16 protein-coding genes are annotated in these 15,778 nt (G+C 70.4%); 11 read left to right on the forward strand and 5 right to left on the reverse strand.

Features of this window, described 5'->3' with window-relative positions; translation table 11 throughout:
* Positions 1 to 27: 27 nt before the first annotated feature.
* Complete coding sequence (locus AC3WRV_RS00830; protein ID WP_492311800.1) at positions 28 to 1,479, forward strand: NAD-dependent succinate-semialdehyde dehydrogenase; 1,452 nt, start codon at positions 28 to 30, stop codon at positions 1,477 to 1,479.
* 11 nt (positions 1,480 to 1,490) lie between these two features.
* Here the strand turns inward: AC3WRV_RS00830 and AC3WRV_RS00835 are convergent, their stop codons facing one another.
* The 3 genes from AC3WRV_RS00835 to AC3WRV_RS00845 are packed head-to-tail and all read right to left on the reverse strand — an operon-like array spanning position 1,491 to position 3,889.
* Positions 1,491 to 2,687, reverse strand: coding sequence for a hypothetical protein (locus tag AC3WRV_RS00835; protein ID WP_492311801.1), 1,197 nt, complete (start codon positions 2,685 to 2,687; stop codon positions 1,491 to 1,493).
* A gap of 27 nt (positions 2,688 to 2,714) precedes the next feature.
* The gene (locus AC3WRV_RS00840; RefSeq protein ID WP_492311802.1) at positions 2,715 to 3,383 is read right to left on the reverse strand and encodes a helix-turn-helix domain-containing protein; all 669 of its coding nucleotides are present in this window, start codon (positions 3,381 to 3,383) and stop codon (positions 2,715 to 2,717) included.
* A gap of 38 nt (positions 3,384 to 3,421) precedes the next feature.
* Positions 3,422 to 3,889 carry an Lrp/AsnC family transcriptional regulator gene (locus AC3WRV_RS00845; protein ID WP_291836930.1) on the reverse strand — a complete coding sequence of 156 codons (468 nt, stop codon included), beginning with the start codon at positions 3,887 to 3,889 and terminating at the stop codon, positions 3,422 to 3,424.
* Between the two features lie 155 nt (positions 3,890 to 4,044).
* On the opposite strand from AC3WRV_RS00845, the gene ald reads away from it, so the two are divergent.
* Together ald and AC3WRV_RS00855 are read left to right on the forward strand one after the other, a co-directional pair.
* Positions 4,045 to 5,160 carry an alanine dehydrogenase gene (gene ald / locus AC3WRV_RS00850; protein WP_291836921.1) on the forward strand — a complete coding sequence of 372 codons (1,116 nt, stop codon included), beginning with the start codon at positions 4,045 to 4,047 and terminating at the stop codon, positions 5,158 to 5,160.
* A gap of 162 nt (positions 5,161 to 5,322) precedes the next feature.
* Positions 5,323 to 6,333: an alpha/beta hydrolase gene (locus AC3WRV_RS00855; RefSeq protein WP_492311803.1), complete on the forward strand. Its 1,011-nt coding sequence runs from the start codon at positions 5,323 to 5,325 to the stop codon at positions 6,331 to 6,333.
* On the opposite strand, the gene AC3WRV_RS00860 is transcribed toward AC3WRV_RS00855, so the two are convergent.
* The gene (locus AC3WRV_RS00860; protein ID WP_492311804.1) at positions 6,330 to 7,106 is read right to left on the reverse strand and encodes a hypothetical protein; all 777 of its coding nucleotides are present in this window, start codon (positions 7,104 to 7,106) and stop codon (positions 6,330 to 6,332) included. The genes AC3WRV_RS00855 and AC3WRV_RS00860 overlap by 4 nt on opposite strands.
* 89 nt (positions 7,107 to 7,195) lie before the next feature.
* On the opposite strand from AC3WRV_RS00860, the gene obgE reads away from it, so the two are divergent.
* Positions 7,196 to 8,257 carry a GTPase ObgE gene (gene obgE / locus AC3WRV_RS00865; protein ID WP_291836916.1) on the forward strand — a complete coding sequence of 354 codons (1,062 nt, stop codon included), beginning with the start codon at positions 7,196 to 7,198 and terminating at the stop codon, positions 8,255 to 8,257.
* A gap of 51 nt (positions 8,258 to 8,308) precedes the next feature.
* On the forward strand, positions 8,309 to 9,313 hold the full coding sequence (locus tag AC3WRV_RS00870) for a DUF6624 domain-containing protein (protein ID WP_492311805.1): 1,005 nt from the start codon (positions 8,309 to 8,311) through the stop codon (positions 9,311 to 9,313).
* A gap of 6 nt (positions 9,314 to 9,319) precedes the next feature.
* Here AC3WRV_RS00870 and AC3WRV_RS00875 read toward each other — a convergent pair whose 3' ends face one another.
* Entirely contained in the window at positions 9,320 to 9,877 is a 558-nt protein-coding gene (locus AC3WRV_RS00875; protein ID WP_492311806.1) for a DUF1579 domain-containing protein, read from the reverse strand.
* A 142-nt stretch (positions 9,878 to 10,019) separates the two neighbouring features.
* Here AC3WRV_RS00875 and AC3WRV_RS00880 point away from each other — a divergent pair, with 142 nt between their 5' ends.
* From AC3WRV_RS00880 to AC3WRV_RS00905, 6 genes are all read left to right on the forward strand, one after another.
* Positions 10,020 to 10,694 (forward strand): nicotinate-nucleotide adenylyltransferase, encoded by a 675-nt coding sequence (locus AC3WRV_RS00880; RefSeq protein ID WP_492311807.1) that lies wholly within the window; start codon positions 10,020 to 10,022, stop codon positions 10,692 to 10,694.
* A 117-nt stretch (positions 10,695 to 10,811) separates the two neighbouring features.
* The gene (gene rsfS, locus AC3WRV_RS00885; protein WP_291840035.1) at positions 10,812 to 11,216 is read left to right on the forward strand and encodes a ribosome silencing factor; all 405 of its coding nucleotides are present in this window, start codon (positions 10,812 to 10,814) and stop codon (positions 11,214 to 11,216) included.
* A 15-nt stretch (positions 11,217 to 11,231) separates the two neighbouring features.
* Positions 11,232 to 11,696, forward strand: a complete 465-nt coding sequence (gene rlmH, locus AC3WRV_RS00890; RefSeq protein ID WP_492311808.1) for a 23S rRNA (pseudouridine(1915)-N(3))-methyltransferase RlmH — start codon at positions 11,232 to 11,234, stop codon at positions 11,694 to 11,696.
* Positions 11,697 to 11,804: 108 nt separating this feature from the next.
* The gene (locus AC3WRV_RS00895) at positions 11,805 to 12,878 is read left to right on the forward strand and encodes a murein hydrolase activator EnvC family protein (protein ID WP_492311809.1); all 1,074 of its coding nucleotides are present in this window, start codon (positions 11,805 to 11,807) and stop codon (positions 12,876 to 12,878) included.
* 154 nt (positions 12,879 to 13,032) lie between these two features.
* Positions 13,033 to 14,403: a S41 family peptidase gene (locus tag AC3WRV_RS00900; RefSeq protein WP_291840026.1), complete on the forward strand. Its 1,371-nt coding sequence runs from the start codon at positions 13,033 to 13,035 to the stop codon at positions 14,401 to 14,403.
* Positions 14,404 to 14,514: 111 nt separating this feature from the next.
* Positions 14,515 to 15,711, forward strand: a complete 1,197-nt coding sequence (locus tag AC3WRV_RS00905) for a divergent polysaccharide deacetylase family protein (RefSeq protein WP_492311810.1) — start codon at positions 14,515 to 14,517, stop codon at positions 15,709 to 15,711.
* Positions 15,712 to 15,778 lie beyond the last annotated feature (67 nt).

Raw genomic sequence — 15,778 nt, forward strand, 5'->3', positions numbered from 1 at the left:
GTTCCTCCCCGAACCGGACGACTGACCATGAACACCTCCGCCCGCGACGCCGGCCTGGCGCTCCTTCGCGAACACGCCTTCATCGCCGGAGAGGCGGTGACGGGGGCGAAGCGGATCGCCGTCGATGATCCCGCCACGGGCGAGGTCATCGGCCACATCCCCGACCTCGGCGCCGCCGAGACCGAGCGGGCCATCCAGGCGGCCGACGCGGCCTTCCCCGCCTGGTCGCGGTCCGACCCGCACAAGCGCGCCGCCTTCCTGCGCGAATGGGCGCGGCTGATCGACGAGAACACCGAGGGTCTGGGCGCCCTGATGGCGCTGGAGAACGGCAAGCCGTTCGAGGAAGCCAAGGGCGAGGTCGCCTACGCCAACGGCTTCATCAAATGGTTCGCGGGCCAGGCCGAACGGCTGATCGGCGAGACCCAGGACAGCCCGCTCGGCCACGTCATCCTGACCTTCCGCGAGGCGGTAGGCCCCTGCGCCCTGATCACCCCGTGGAACTTCCCGGCGGCCATGCTGACCCGCAAGCTGGGTCCCGCCTTCGCCGCCGGCTGCACCGCCGTGGTCAAGCCGGCCAGCCAGACGCCGTTCACCGCCCTGGCCCTGGCGGAGCTGGCCTACAAGGCGGGCCTGCCCAAGGGCGCGCTGAGCGTCATCACCGGTGACGCGGCGACCATCGGCGGGGTTCTGACCGCCTCGCCCCTGATCCGCAAACTGTCCTTCACCGGCTCGACCCCGGTCGGCCGCAAGCTGGCCGAGCAGTGCGCCCCAACCCTGAAGCGGGTGTCGATGGAGCTGGGCGGCGCCGCGCCGCTCATCGTCTTCGCCGACGCCGATCTGGATCTGGCCGTGGCCGAGACCATCAAGGGCAAGTTCCGCAACTCGGGCCAGACCTGCGTCTGTCCCAACCGCGTCTATGTCGAGGCGTCGGTCGCCGAAGCCTACGCCGAAAAGCTGGCCGCCGAGGTGGCGAAGATCCCGGTCGGTCCAGCCTTTGAAGCCGGGGTCAAGGTCGGGCCGCTGATCGAGGACAAGGCCATCACCAAGGTCGAGGACCACCTGGCCAAGGTGCAGGCCTTGGGCGGGCGAGTTCTGACCGGCGGGACGCGCCACGAACTGGGCGGCCGCTTCTTCCAGCCGACCGTGACCCTGGGCGGCGATGACAAGCTGTTCCGCGAGGAGGAGACCTTCGGTCCGTTGATCCCGGTCTTCCCGTTCGAGACCGAGGACGAGGTGCTGGGCAAGGCCAACGACAGCGAGTTCGGCCTGGCCTCCTATCTGTTCACCCGCGACCTGGACCGCGCCTTCCGCATCGGCCGCCGCATCGAGGCGGGGATGTGCGGGGTGAACACCGGCCTGATCTCGACCGCCGTGGCTCCGTTCGGCGGGGTGAAGTCCTCCGGCTACGGCAAGGAGGGCTCGGTCCACGGCATCGACGAGTATGTGGACATCAAGGCCGTGACCCTGGCCCTGCGCTAGGCGCGACTTCGCTACGCGTCCGGGGCCAGCGGCCAGAGCCGGTCGACGGGCCGTTCCAGCACGCGGGCGGCGACCGGATGCAGGACCTCGGGCGCGAGCCGGCCCCGGCGAACCGCGTCGGCGAGCCAAGCCTCGATCGAGCCGCCCTCGCGCGACCAGCGATCCTCGCGCAGCAGGCCGTAGAGTCCCGCCGCCAGCACATGCATGCCGTCGTCCTGGGTGCGCCAGCGGTCGGCCGGATTGCGCGCCACGCCGAGGACTTCGCTGACGGTCTGGTCCAGCGCCTGGCAGAGGTCCTCGTTCAGGACGCCTTCCAGGGTCGTGTAGCCGAAGCGGGGATCATGCTCGCGAACGATGCGGGGGATCAGCGGATCCCTTTCCAGCACGGCCAGCGCCGCCAGGGCCGTCGGGCCGTCCATCGGCACGGGCGGATGCAGCAGCTCATGGGCGGCGATCCGGACGGTTAGGCCCACGTCGTAGTCGGCCGATTGCAGGAAGCGCTGGCCGTGCACCTTGATCCCATGGGGCTTGGAGAACTGCAGCAGGGTGATGTCGATGCGGGGATCGAAGGTCCGTCCCGTCAACTTCTCCTCGACCTTGATGATGTCGAAGGCCGGCAGGGCGGCGCGCAGCATGGTCAGTCCGGCCTCCAGCGCCGCGCCGGCCCGCTCGCGGCGCCAGGCGGGGAAGCCGGCGGTCTTCATCGCCTCCAGAATCGTGCGCGTCTCCGGCGCATGACGAACGAACCAGTCCCAGTCCTTCTGGTCCCAGTAGGGACCGGCCTGGTAGGTCGGACGGACGATCGCCTCCGGATCGCCCAAGGCGACAATCATGTCGTCCAGGGTCGCGTCGCGGTCGGCGTGGGACAGGATGGTGTTCAGGTTCGGCGAGAACAGGCCGAAGCCGTCATCCTCGGCCGTCTGCCATAGAGCCGGGACGGCGCGCCGCACCGCCTCCGGCAGGCGGGGCGCGAAGGCGGCGACATCTTCGGCGTAGTAGCGCGTGTAGAGCTCACGGCCCGACAGGGGCGCCAGGAAGGCGATGGCGTCCTGCCCCTCGGAATCCTGCACCCGCCAGTCGGTGCGGCCGGGCGGACGGCTCGATCCCGAAGCTTGCGGCCGCGCCCGCGCAGACGACGGCATGGTCAGCAGAACGGCGGGCGCCAGGGGCGCGGCGAGGGCGGCGGAGAGGAGGGTGCGTCGATCCATGGCCCAGACCTAGTCGAGCCCGGAGCCTCAGGATTGAACCGACTTGACCCGAAGCCGTCCTGGCGGAAGGCCGGTCAGGGCGGCGACAGCGCGGCTCATGTGGGCCTGGTCGGCGAAGCCGAGCTCGGCCGCCAGCGCCGCCGGCGGGTCCTCGCGCCGTTGAAGCGCCCGGGCGGCCCTCAGCGCCCGCTGCTCGGCGCGGTATCGTCGGGGCGTCGTGCCGAAGACCTGGCGGAAGCCCCGGCTGATCGTTTCGGGCGCCAGGCCGGCCCCGGCCGCCCAGGCCTCAAGTCCGACATCCGGTCCCCTGCGAAGCGCGGCCGCCAGCAGGTCGGGCCAGTCGCCTCCGTCGTCCGACGCGGGCGTCAGCGCTTCACGGAACAGCCCCAGGGCCTCGACCATGTCACGCCGGGCGGCCCGCGCGACGACGTCGGGATCGGCGATCCGGCCGACGCCGAAAGCCACCGGGTCGGTGAAGGGCAGGTTCAGCACCACCGCCCCCGAGGCCGACACCGCGTCCATGTGGGATTCCCAGGCGCCGTGGATCAGCACCTGGCCCGGAGCGGCGCGAAAGCGGCCCCGATCCCCCGCCTCGACATAGCCGCCGGACAGCACCAGGGCGGCATAGGCGTGCGCGTGGCGGTGCCGCTCCATGCGGCCGCCGGCGGTCAGGGTCTGGAAAAGCGAATGGCCCACCCCGCCAAACTGAGGGCGGGATCGGTCGGGGTCCAGTGTCAAACCGGTAATGCGCCGCGCTTGACCACCGTCCGCATCGCCACGCTGGACGACACCCGCGTCACACCGGGGATGCGGGTCAGTTCGCGAGAGTGGACCCGTTCCAGGTCGTCCACGTCGCGGACCACGAGACGCAACAGATAGTCCGAGCCGCCGGTCATCAGATAGCATTCCACCACCTCCGGCACGGTGGCGATGGCGGTCTCGAAGGCGGTCAGGGCGGCTTCGGCCTGGGACGAGAGGGTCACCGTCACGAAGACGCTGATCGGCAGGCCGACGGCGCGTTCATTGATGATGGCGGCGTAGCGGCTGATCACCCCTTCGCTCTCCAGCGCCCTGAGTCTGCGCAGGCAGGCGCTCTCGGACAGGTTCACGGCGCGGGCCAGATCGGCGTTCGTCATGCGCCCGTCGCCCTGCAGGGCGCGAAGCATCTTCCGATCCGTATCATCGAGGGTGACAGCGGAAATCGTCTTCACAGGCGGCCTCGTTCGCAGATTCTGCGACTTTACGTCGATCAGTCAGCAAAAAGAACAGGAACCTGCGCGGAAACCGCCGCTAGATTGCGCGCGAAACGCGGCCGCCGCAGAGTGGCTCGTACCCGGTTCAGGCAAGGAAACTCCCCATGCGCGTCGGCGTCCCCAAGGAAATCAAGAAGAACGAGCACCGCATCGGCCTGACGCCGACCGCCGTGCGCGAGTACGTGTCCCACGGCCACGCCGTCTCGATCGAGAAGGGCGCCGGTCTGGGCGCCGGCTTCACCGACGCCGACTACGTCAAGGCGGGCGCCAAGATCGTCGACACCGCCGCCGAAATCTTCGCGAACAACGACATGATCGTGAAGGTCAAGGAGCCGCAGAAGGTCGAGTGGGAAATGCTCCGCGAGGACCAGATCCTGTTCACCTACCTGCACCTGGCGCCCGATCCCGAACAGACCAAGGGCCTGATCGCCTCGAAATGCGCCGCCGTCGCCTATGAGACCGTGACCAACGCGCAGGGCGGCCTGCCGCTGCTGGCCCCGATGTCGGAAGTCGCCGGCCGGATCGCCGTCTTCTCGGCCGCCGAGACCCTGCTGAAGCACAACGGCGGCATGGGCCTGCTGTTCTGCGGCGTTCCGGGCGTGGCTCCGGCCCGCGTGCTGGTGCTGGGCGGCGGCGTCGTCGGCCTGAACGCGGCCCGCATGGCCATGGGCCTGGGCGCCGAAGTCGTGGTGCTGGAACGCTCGATCCCGCGCATGGCCTACATCGACGAAGTTACGCAGGGCCGGGTCATCACCCGCTATTCCTCGATCGGCGCGATCGAAGAGGAACTGGTCAAGGCCGACGTCATCATCGGCGCCGTGCTGGTGCCGGGCGCCGAGGCGCCCAAGCTGATCAAGAAGGAACACCTGAAGTCGATGAAGCCCGGCTCGGTGCTGGTCGACGTCGCCATCGACCAGGGCGGCTGTTTCGAGACCAGCCACGCCACCACCCACGAAGACCCGACCTACGTCATCGACGGCGTCGTCCACTACTGCGTGGCCAACATGCCGGGCGCCGCCCCGCGCACCTCGTCGGAAGCCCTGAACAACGCCACCCTGCCCTTCGGTCTGGCGCTGGCGGACAAGGGCCTGGACGCCCTGAAGGACAACCCCCACCTGGCGCGCGGCCTGAACGTGCTGAAGGGCGAGCTGACCTATCCGGCCGTCGCCGAGGCGCTGGACATGCCGTGGAGCGATCCGTTCGGCGTCTGGGCGAAGTAGGCCTTCAGCCAGACTGAAAGATCGGCGGGCGGGATCGGAGACGGTCCCGCCCGTTTTCGTTCTCGCGCCGCCATGAAATTATCTGGGGGCCGGCCGGAGTTCTCATCCTTTGTGAGGCGTCGCCGCCCGTGGCTAGCTTTCCCGGCACGGGGAGGCGCGCCGATGTCCAGACCGAGAGTGATCCTGATCGTGACGTTCCTGCTGGCCGCCGCCGCAGGCGCGTTCGCCTGCACCGGGAAACCGGAGGCGGAGCCCGATCCGGCGCCGCCGGCGGCCCAAGAGATCGGAACCCGCATCGGCGTCTGGCGGCAGCCGGAGGGCCTGATACAGACCCCCATCTGGCCCGGCGTCGCGCCGGACATGGCCGGCATGACCCAGCCGCCCGAAAGCGTCCTGACCAGGCACACGCCGGACGCCATCGGCGGCATGACCTCGCAGGCCGTCCTCGACGTCTCCGTTCCGACCATGACGGTCTTTCCGCCCAAGGGCCGCAACACCGGCGCCGCCATCGTGGTCTTCCCGGGCGGCGGCTTCCGCGCCGTCGTCCTGACCATCGAAGGCACGGAGATCTGCGGCTGGATCACCTCGAAAGGGATTACCTGCATCCTGTCCAAATACCGCGTCCCGGGCAGCAACCACTACTGGAACCCGGAGTGCCGCTGCAGCATCACGCCAGACGTGCCGCGCGCGCTGCAGGACGCCCAGCGCACCATCCGGCTGGTTCGCGCCCGGGCGGCCGAACTGCAGATCGATCCCGACAAAATCGGCGTCATGGGCTTCTCGGCCGGCGGGTATCTGGTCGCCCAGACCAGCAACATCTTCGAGCCCGCCTACACGCCGGTCGACGCGGCCGACCGGATCAGCAGCCGCCCGGACTTCGCCATCGCCTTCTTCCCCGGCCACATCTGCCGTCGCGGCGGCGCGATGGATCCGGGCCTCCGCGTCACCGGGCGGACCCCGCCGACTTTCCTGTTGCAGGCCTGGGACGACCCGGTGGACGACATCTGCAACAGCACCCTCTACGCCCGGGCGCTCGACGCCGCCGAGGTGCCGGCGGAGGTGCATCTGTTCGCCAGGGGCGGGCACGCCTTCGGCCTGAGGCGTAACGAGAGCCCCGATACCGTCTGGCCCGGCCTGGTCGAGACCTGGCTGAAGGGAATCGGCGTCCTCTAGACAATCAGCGACACCAGGCCGCCGCCCAGATCGGCGCCGGCCTGTCCGACCTGGCGATCCATTTCGGCGACAGCCTTGTCCAGTTCGGCGGCTTCCTGCGGCGACATGGCGTCGTCGTCCTTGCCGGCCTTGGCGCGCTCGGTGGCGGCGCGGACCAGGGCCTTCAGCTCGGCGGCCATCTTGCGGACATCGGCCATCAACTCACTGTCGGCCTGCTGCTGGCCGCTGCGGCGGGCCATGTCGGCGACCTGCGCCTTCTGCTCGTCGATGGCCTGTTGATAGGGATTGGCGGCCTTGCCCGCATCCCCCTTGCCGGCGTCGGTCTCGCCGGCCTGCGTTTCGCCCGTCGGGGTCTGCTCTCCGGAGGCGACGGGCGAGCCCTCGCCACCGGCGGCCGCATCGCCCTGGGCTCCGGCCGCGTCGGAGCCCGAGACCGGAGCCGCCGGCGCGCCGCCCACCCCCACGCCGGAGGTCACGCCGCCCGCCGCCGCATATTCCTTGACCGCCGCGCCCAGTTCGCGCGCGATCTGGGCCGCGATCCGCGCTGTGCCCTTCGGATCGACCCCGGCCATGGAGCGCAGCATCTGCAGCCGCGCCTTCAGCTGTTCGATCTTCTGGCGCGCCGCGGCCTTGCGCTCTTCCGAGGCCTGGCTGCTCTTCGCCCGAAGCGTCTCGGAGGCGGCCCTGGCGTCGCGCAGCCTCGCCTCGGCCGCGGCCTTGAGCCGATCCTCACGCGCCGTGTCCGCCGCCTTCAGCGGCGTCAGCATGTTCATCAGGCTTTCGGACGAGATCTTCACCCCGTGGAGGGTGAGGTGATGCGCGCCGCCTGTAAATCGCCGCTCTCTTGCGGCATAAGCCGCCGATGAAGTTTCTCGACCAGGCCAAGATCTATATCCGCTCCGGCAACGGCGGCGGGGGCTCCGTTTCGTTCCGCCGCGAAAAGTTCATTCCCAACGGCGGGCCGGACGGCGGCGACGGCGGCCACGGCGGCAACGTCTGGATCACGGCCATGGACGGCCTGAACACCCTGATCGACTTCCGCTACCAGCAGCATTTCAAGGCCCAGACCGGTCACCACGGCCAGGGCCGCCAGATGCACGGCGGCAAGGGCGAGGACGTGATCCTGAAGGTCCCGGTCGGCACCCAGGTGCTGGACGAGGACAAGGAGACGGTCCTGCTGGACATGGATTACGCCGGCAAGACCGAGATGCTGCTCAAGGGCGGCAACGGCGGCTGGGGCAATACCCGGTTCAAGGGACCGTCCAACCAGGCGCCGACCTACGCCAATCCGGGCCAGGAAGGCCAGGAGCGCTGGATCTGGCTGCGGTTGAAGCTGATCGCAGACATCGGTCTGGCGGGCCTGCCCAACGCGGGCAAGTCGACCTTCCTGTCAGCCGCCAGCGCGGCCAAGCCCAAAATCGCCGACTATCCGTTCACGACTCTGGTGCCCAACCTGGGCATGGTCGACCTGTCGCCCACCGAGCGTTTCGTCATCGCCGACATCCCGGGCCTGATCGAGGGCGCCAACGAGGGCGCGGGTCTGGGCACCCGCTTCCTGGGCCACGTCGAACGCTCGGCCTCGCTGATCCACCTGATCGACGGGACGCAGGAGGACGTGGCCGGAGCATACCGGATCATCCGCGGCGAGCTGGACGCCTACGGCGAGGGCCTGGCCGACAAGACGGAATTGCTGGCGTTGAACAAGATCGACGCCTTGTCGCCGGAAGAGCGCGACGCCAAGGCCGCCGAGCTGGAGGCCGTATCGGGCAAGCGACCGTTCCTGGTGTCCGGCGTGTCCGGCGAGGGCGTGACCCCGCTTCTGCGCGCGGCCTGGAACGAGGTGCGCAAGACGCGCGGCGAGCTGACCCGGGTGGACGACGAGGACGAGGGCGTGGTCGAGACCCCCGGCGGCTGGGCGCCTTGATCCTGCCTTGAAACGCCCCTGTTCTCCCAAAGGAGAATGAGGGGCTCTTCGATGGTTCGACACGCTGCGCTGACGGTCGCCGCCATGGCGGTCTGTATGATCCTTTCCGGGTTCCAGAGCGCGCCCACGCAGACGCCGCCGCAACTGACTCCGGCCCTCGCGGCGTTGGCCGAGGACGCCGACGCCGCGAGAGCCTTCGACTACATGGCGCTGAAGGCTGAGGGCGCTGACCTCAGCGCCTTGTCCGACGCCGTCTTCCGTGGCGCCGTGATCGACGGAAACGGCCGCTGCCTGTCAGAGGCGGAGGCCGAACTCCAGGCCAACCTCGCCGCCGCCATGATCGCGGCGGACCCGGCGGCTTTCGACGACGATCGCGCGGCGGCGGCCGAGGCCTGGGCGAAATGGGACCTGTTCGCCGAGGGGATCGAACACGGCCAGGTCGCCACCGAAGAGCCGTTCAAATGGGTCTCGGACCGCTATGCGCAACTCGAGAGCGAGACCAGTCCGCGGTCGCGGGAGCTGCTGCGCCGGACCGCGCGCGACCAGCTGTACCGCCACAGCTGGACCGGCGGCCCGCAGGTTTGGGGCGAACTGAGCCCCGGCGCCAAGGGGCGGGTGATGTCACGCCTGATGCGAGCCACCTGCCTGACCGACCGTGACAACACCGCCTGGCTGAAGGCCGATGTGGCGGCCAACGGCTGGTTCACGATCTCAGCCACGGGCGAACGAGCCTCGAGCTCGGCCTGGCTGATGGCCCAGCACGCCGACCGTGATCGCGACTTCCAGCGGCACGTGCTGGCCCTGATGGAGCCGCTGGTCGCATCGGGCGAGGTCACGCGCGGCAACTACGCCTATCTCTGGGACCGGATCGCCGTCAGCGAGAACCGGCCGCAGCGCTACGGCACCCAGGGGCGCTGCACGGGCCCCGGCCGCTGGGAGCCGAACGAGATCGAGGACCGCGACCGGGTCGAGGCGCTGCGCGAGGAAGCCGAGATCGGCAGCCTGGTGGAGTACGAGGCGCACATGCAGCCGCACTGCGCCGGGTTCGCCGGCTGACAGGATCTAGGCGACCCGGCTCCACTGCATGATCCAGTTCCAGTCCCAGGTCGCGCCACCGTCGCGGGAGGCGCCCTGACGCCAGCGGCAGCTCGTGGCGGTGATCTGGTCCCAGCAGCCGCGGTAGATGACCGGTCCCTGACCGTCGGTCTCGGCGGCGTCGAAATCGCCGACGCCGTCCACGAAACGGCCGGGCGTGCCGGTCGATCCGGGCACGCCGGTCCTGGCGTTCATCCAGTAGTCCAGCCAGACGCCGTTGGCGGCGTCGAGCGTGCGCAGCCCCATGCCGCTGAAATCCCTCGCCGGGATGCGCAGCTCCTCGACGCTGGCCACGCCGCCCAGCATGCTCCAGCAGGTCGCCTCGCCGTCGAACTCGTCCCAGTCGCCCGGAGCCTTGAGGCGCCGGTTCCGGATACGCCATTCGCCGGACAGGAAGTCGAACTCGCCCGCGCGCGCCGGGACCTGGGCGCGCGCGGGAACGGCGACCAGGGCGGGCGCGGCGGCGAGGCCGGCGGCGGCTTTCAGGACGCCCCGGCGGCCGGGGCGAAGCGATGCGTCAGTCATGGAGTCCTCCCTGTAGGGACCGAACCTGCGCCGGGGCTGCCGCCACCCTGCTGTCAGCATCGGGGGGCAACGACGAAACTGAGGCGACACGGACGATCCCGCGTGTTAGGGCGCGGATGAGCATAAGTCGCGCGAGCCCGCCTTGCCCTTCTTCCACGCCGGTCCCGCGCCGAAGATCGCCGGCCCCCGCAGGGGCGCGCTGCGCGACGGCCTGGACCTGCGCCCCGGCATGTCGGTCGGCCTGTTCGGCGGCTCGTTCAATCCCGCCCACGACGGTCACGCCCATGTCGCCGAAACGGCCCTGCGGCGGCTGGGGCTGGATCGGGTGATCTGGCTGGTGTCGCCGCAGAACCCCCTTAAGGACGCCCGCGACAGCGCCCCGCTGGCCGAGCGCATGGCCTCCGCCGGACAGGCGGCCCGGCTGGCGGCCTCCGGCCCGTCGATGATCGTCTCCGATGTCGAGACGCGGTTGGGCACCCAGTGGACCATCGACACCCTGCGCGCCCTCGTCGCCCGCCATCCGGGGGTGAATTTCGTCTGGCTGATGGGCTCGGACAACCTGGCCAGCTTCCACAAATGGCGCGGCTGGACGGACATCATGCGGCTGATGCCGGTGGCGGTGATCGCTCGTCCGGGCTCGATGCTGGACAGCCGCACCGCACCGGCGTCGGCCCGTTTCGCCGACGCCCGCGTGCCCGCCCAGAAGGCCCGACTGCTGTCGTCGATGGAAGCTCCGGCCTGGACCTATCTGACCGCGCCGCTCAATCCGCGCTCGTCCACGGCGCTGCGCGCGGCCGCCAAGAGCCGCGGTGCGTGACGGCGGGGGCCGTCCGTGCTAGACTGCCGCTTTAGTAACGACCCCCGGAGCCCTCCGCTGACCCCCTCTACCGCGTATGACGCGCACGATGACGCCGTCTCCAACACGGCGCACGAGATGGACGAGATCGAACCCGTCCACTCCGAAGACGGTCAGCAGGCTCCCCTCCCCGTCGGCCTGACGGACCTCGAGAACGCCATCCTGGGCAAGCTTGACGATGACAAGGCGCAGGACATCGTCCTGATCGACCTGCGCGGCAAGAGCCCCATGTCCGACGCCATGATCGTGGCTTCGGGCCGCTCGCACCGCCACGTCGGCGCCCTGGCCGACCACCTGCAGCGGCTGATGAAGGAAAAGGGCCTGGGCAAGGTCAAGGTTTCCGGCCTGCCGCACTGTGACTGGGTGCTGCTGGATGGCGGCGACGTGATCGTCCACCTGTTCCGCCCGGAAGTGCGCGCCTTCTACAACATCGAGAAGATCTGGTCGGTCGAGAGCGGCCACCGCACCGACAGCCGCGCCTGATCCCCTGATCCGACCATGAAGCTGGGCGTCATCGCGATCGGCAAGCCGGGACGCGGGCCTGAAGCCATGCTGGCCGAGGACTACGCCCAGCGCGCCACCCTGGCGGGCCGGGCGCTGGGTCTCGGGCCGCTGGAGCTGATCGATCTGGAGCCCCGCAAGCCGGGTAAGGCGCTCGAAGCCGAGCTGATCCTCAAAGCCGCCGAGGGCGCGCACCTGATCGCCTGCGACGAACGCGGCAAGACCTTCTCCAGCCGCGCCTTCGCCGACCATATCGCCCTGCTCCGGGACCGGGGCGAGCGGCGGCTGGTGTTCGCCATCGGCGGAGCCGACGGACTGGACGCCAGCGTGCGCGAAGCCGCGGGATCGACCCTGGCCTTCGGCCCCCAGACCTGGCCGCACGCGCTGGCGCGGGCGATGCTGGCGGAGCAGCTGTATCGCGCCGTGACCATCCTGGCCGGATCGCCTTACCATAGGGACTAGAGCGAAATCGGTTTGGATGCGCAGCATCCGGGCTCAGATTTCGCTCCAGAGTTATGCCGGACCATTTTTTGGATTCGGATTGGAGCAACCCGAAGCAAAAATGGTCTGATGCGTCCCCTGATCGCCATCGCCATGGTCGGCCTGATCGCCCTGCCCGTCGCCGCCGCGGCGCCGCAGGAACGGGGCGAAGTCGCGCGCCTGCAGGCTGAGTTCCGCGACGAGCAGGCCCGCGCCCGCCGCCTGAGGGCCGAGGCCGACGACGCGGCGGCCGAGATCGGAACCCTGGAACGCGAGCTGGGCCGCCTGACCGCCGCCGTCAGCGCCGACGACCAGCTGATCGCCGCCCAGCGGGCGCGATTGCGCGAACTGGGTCAGCGCGAGAGCGAGCTGGTCGCGCGCCTGGCGCTGGCGCGCGGGCGGCAGGCGCGGCTGCTGTCGGCCCTGCAGATGATGAGCCGCAAGCCGCCGCCCCCCCTGCTGGTGCCCGCCGACGAGGCGGTGGACGCGGTGCGGGCCTCCATCCTGCTACGCGCCATCGCCCCCGAGTTGCAAAGCCGGGCCAAGGCCCTGGCGGATCAGCAGGCCGAGCTGACCCGCATCCGGCGGCTGGCGGCCCTGAACAGCGAGCAGCTGTTCACGACCGAGAGCGCGCGGGGCGACCGGCGCGGCGAGATCGAAAGCCTGTCGGCGCGCAAGGCGGCGCTGCAGGCGGTGTTGCGCGCCGAGGCCGTGCAGGCGGAACGGGCCGGGCGTGCGCTGGAAGCCCGGCTGAACGCGCTCGGCGCCGCCGTGCCCGCGCCGGAGACCGACGCGCCGACGACGGTGGCCCGCCTGCCCGCGGGGCGCAGCCGCCTGACCGCCCCGGTCGAAGGCGCGCCCTCGACCCGTTTCGGACGCGGCTCGAACGGATGGCGCTGGAGCGCAAACCAGCTGGAGGCCCGCGCCCCCGCGGCCGGACGCGTGGTCTTCGCCGGCCCGCTGTCGGGTTGGGGACAGGTGGTGATCGTCGACCTGGGCCCCGGTTGGCGCGCGGTCATCGCCGGGCTGGACGAGGTCTCGGTCGAGACCGGGACCCGGGTCTCGGACGGCCAGGCCGTGGGCCGCACCGCCCCCGACGGAGAGGTCTGGTTCGAGCTGCGGCGCGACGAACGCGCGGTCGATCCGGCGCCGTGGTTGAATTGACTCCGGTCGGGCTCCGAACGGGCGAATCCGCTTCCCATCCGCTGATGACGCTGATTTTATCGACCGTCTCCGGATCGGCCACGATTTCGTCGTCGCCCGGGACCTAACTGCCGCCCTGTAAGACCGCCTCCCCGGTCCGCTGAGAAGAAGACGAATGCGCAAGCTGCTGATGATCGGCGCCGCCGCCGCCACCGTGGTCGGCCTGGGGGCCGCGACCGCCGCCGGTCAGACCCCGCGCAACGAAGCCTTCCGCATGATCGGCCTGTTCGGCGACGTGCTGGGCATTGTCGAGCAGGCCTATGTCGTGCCGGTCGACGATAAGAAGCTGATCGAGGCGGCGCTGCAGGGCATGATGGGGGCGCTGGACCCCCACTCCAACTATCTGCCGCCGGAAGGCTACGGCGATCTGCGCGAGCGGACCGAGGGCCACTATTCGGGCGTCGGCCTGACCATCTCGTCGGAAGGCGGGCTGGTGAAGATCATCTCGCCGATGGATGGCGGCCCCGCCGCCCGTGCGGGCGTCAACGCCGGCGACGTCATCTCGGCCATCGACGGCCAGAGCGCCTCGGGCCTGACCGTCAGCCAGGTTTCCGACAAGCTGCGCGGCGCCGTGGGCACCACGATCAAGGTCACCTTCCTGCGTGACGGCGAGGAGCCGCGCGAAGTGACCCTGACCCGCGAGGTCATCCGCATCGAATCCGTCACCGGCCGCGTCGAGGGCGATTTCGGCTATCTGCGCGTCTCGACCTTCAACGAGAACACGGGCCGCGAACTCAGCGAGACGATCGCGAAGCTCAAGACCGAGAACCCGGCGCTGAAGGGCTATGTCCTCGACCTGCGCAACAACGGCGGCGGCCTGCTGGACGCGGCCATCGCCGTGTCGGACGCCTTCCTGGAACGTGGCGAGATCGTCAGCCAGCGCGGGCGCAAGCCGGACCAGATCCAGCGCTACGCCGCGACCCCGGGCGACCTGACCAACGGCCTGCCGCTGGTGGTGCTGATCAACTACGGCTCGGCCTCGGCTTCGGAAATCGTCGCCGGCGCCCTGAAGGACCACCAGCGCGCCACGGTCGTGGGCCTGACCAGCTTCGGCAAGGGTTCGGTGCAGACGGTGATCCCGCTGCGCAACGGCGCCGACGGCGCCCTGTCGATCACCACCGCCCGCTACTACACGCCGTCCGGCGCCTCGATCCAGAAGATCGGCATCGAGCCGGACCTTGAAGTGGCCCGTTCGGAAGCCGAGGCGCGCATCATCTCGCGCTCAAGCTTCATCTATTCCGAGGCGGCCTACGCCACGGCGCTGGACGCCTCCATCGGGGCCGAACGCAAGGGCGCCCACGTGCCGCACGAGGCCCCGGGCGAGGCCTATGACAAGGACAAGGACTACCAGCTGGAGCGCGCCTTCGACGTGCTTCGCGCGGGCGGTCAGCTGACCCGGCTGGCGGCGGCCCCGGAGGGCATCGTCACCTCGGCGCCCGGCACGGTGCTGGCCGACAACGGCGCGGCGGGAAGCCCCGGCGAATAAGCTCCCACATGGCTAACGCGCCGTTAGGGTTTCTTAACCGGCGCTCGGCAATGTGAGCCTCGAAGGGGTCCGCGTGCGCGGGTCCCGCCCATCGAGCGTGCTCACCTGTCCATGTTCGCCAAGCGCCAGTCCGCCCTCGCCGCCACCGCCGGAGCTCCGCCGGTGAAGATTCCTTTGCGCGACCGCCTCGCGCCGCTCGGCCGCCTGCTGAAGAAGCCGCCGGTCGCCGTCGCCGGCGCGGGCCTGCTGCTGCTCGCCGCCGCCGCCCTGTTCATCACCGTGCTGGGCGATCCGCGCGCCGGCGCGCCCTCGGCCCGCGCCACCCTGAAGCGGGAGGCCGCCGCCGGCGCGCCCGCCCCGTCCGGCCTGGACGCCTTCTCGATGAACGGCGGGGCCTACGAGGACCTGATGGCCGGCGACGGGACGCTGGATCCGTCGGCCATGGGCCAGGCCATGATCACCCTGCCCGACGGCGCCAGCGTGTCGGGCGACGGCGCGCCGGTGACCGCCCCGCGCATCGCCGCCCAGCCGCTGACCCAGGCGCCCATCGCCGGCCTGCACCAGCCGGGCCCGGACGGCGTCCTGCCGCGCATCGCCAGCGACGGCCGCGTGCCCGCCCAGGCCTACGCCCGCCCGTTCAGCGCCAACGGCCGCCCGCGCGTGGCCGTGGTGGTCGGCGGTCTCGGCCTCAACGCCGTGACCACCCGCGCCGCCATCGAGCGCCTGCCCGCCGAGGTGACGCTGAGCTTCGTCCCCTATGCCGAGGGCCTACAGGGCTGGATCGACCTGGCCCGCGCCCAGGGCCACGAGGTGATGATCGAGATGCCGATGGAGCCCACCGGCTATCCGTCGAACGATCCCGGCCCCTACACCCTGCTGTCCTCGGCCGACGCCGCCGATGTGACGGCCAAGATGAACTGGCTGCTCAGCCGCGCCACCGGCTATTTCGCCGTGACCAACTATCTGGGCGACCGCTTCCAGACCTCGGACGAGGGCATGAACGCCTTCATGGGCATGCTGCGCGCGCGCGGCCTCGCCTTCATCGACGACGGCTCCATGAGCCGCAAGCCGGGCGCCTGGGCCCGCGCCAGCGCCAACCGCGTCATCGACGAGGAACAGACCCCGGCCTCCATCGTCGGCCAGCTGAACGCGCTGGAGGCCCTCGCCAAGGCGCGCGGGCAGGCTATGGGCACGGGCTTCAGCTATCCGGTGACGGTCGAGGCCGTGGCCCGCTGGACCGCCGGCCTGGAAGCGCGCGGACTGCAGCTGGCTCCGGCGAGCGCGATGACGCAGCGGCCGGGACGGTAAGGCCGTAGGGCCGCGGCCGAACGACCTGCTACAAAGCCCACTGCCAATTCCCTATTGCCTCGGGCCC

Source organism: Brevundimonas sp. EU05-FHT14B11, assembly GCF_058790835.1.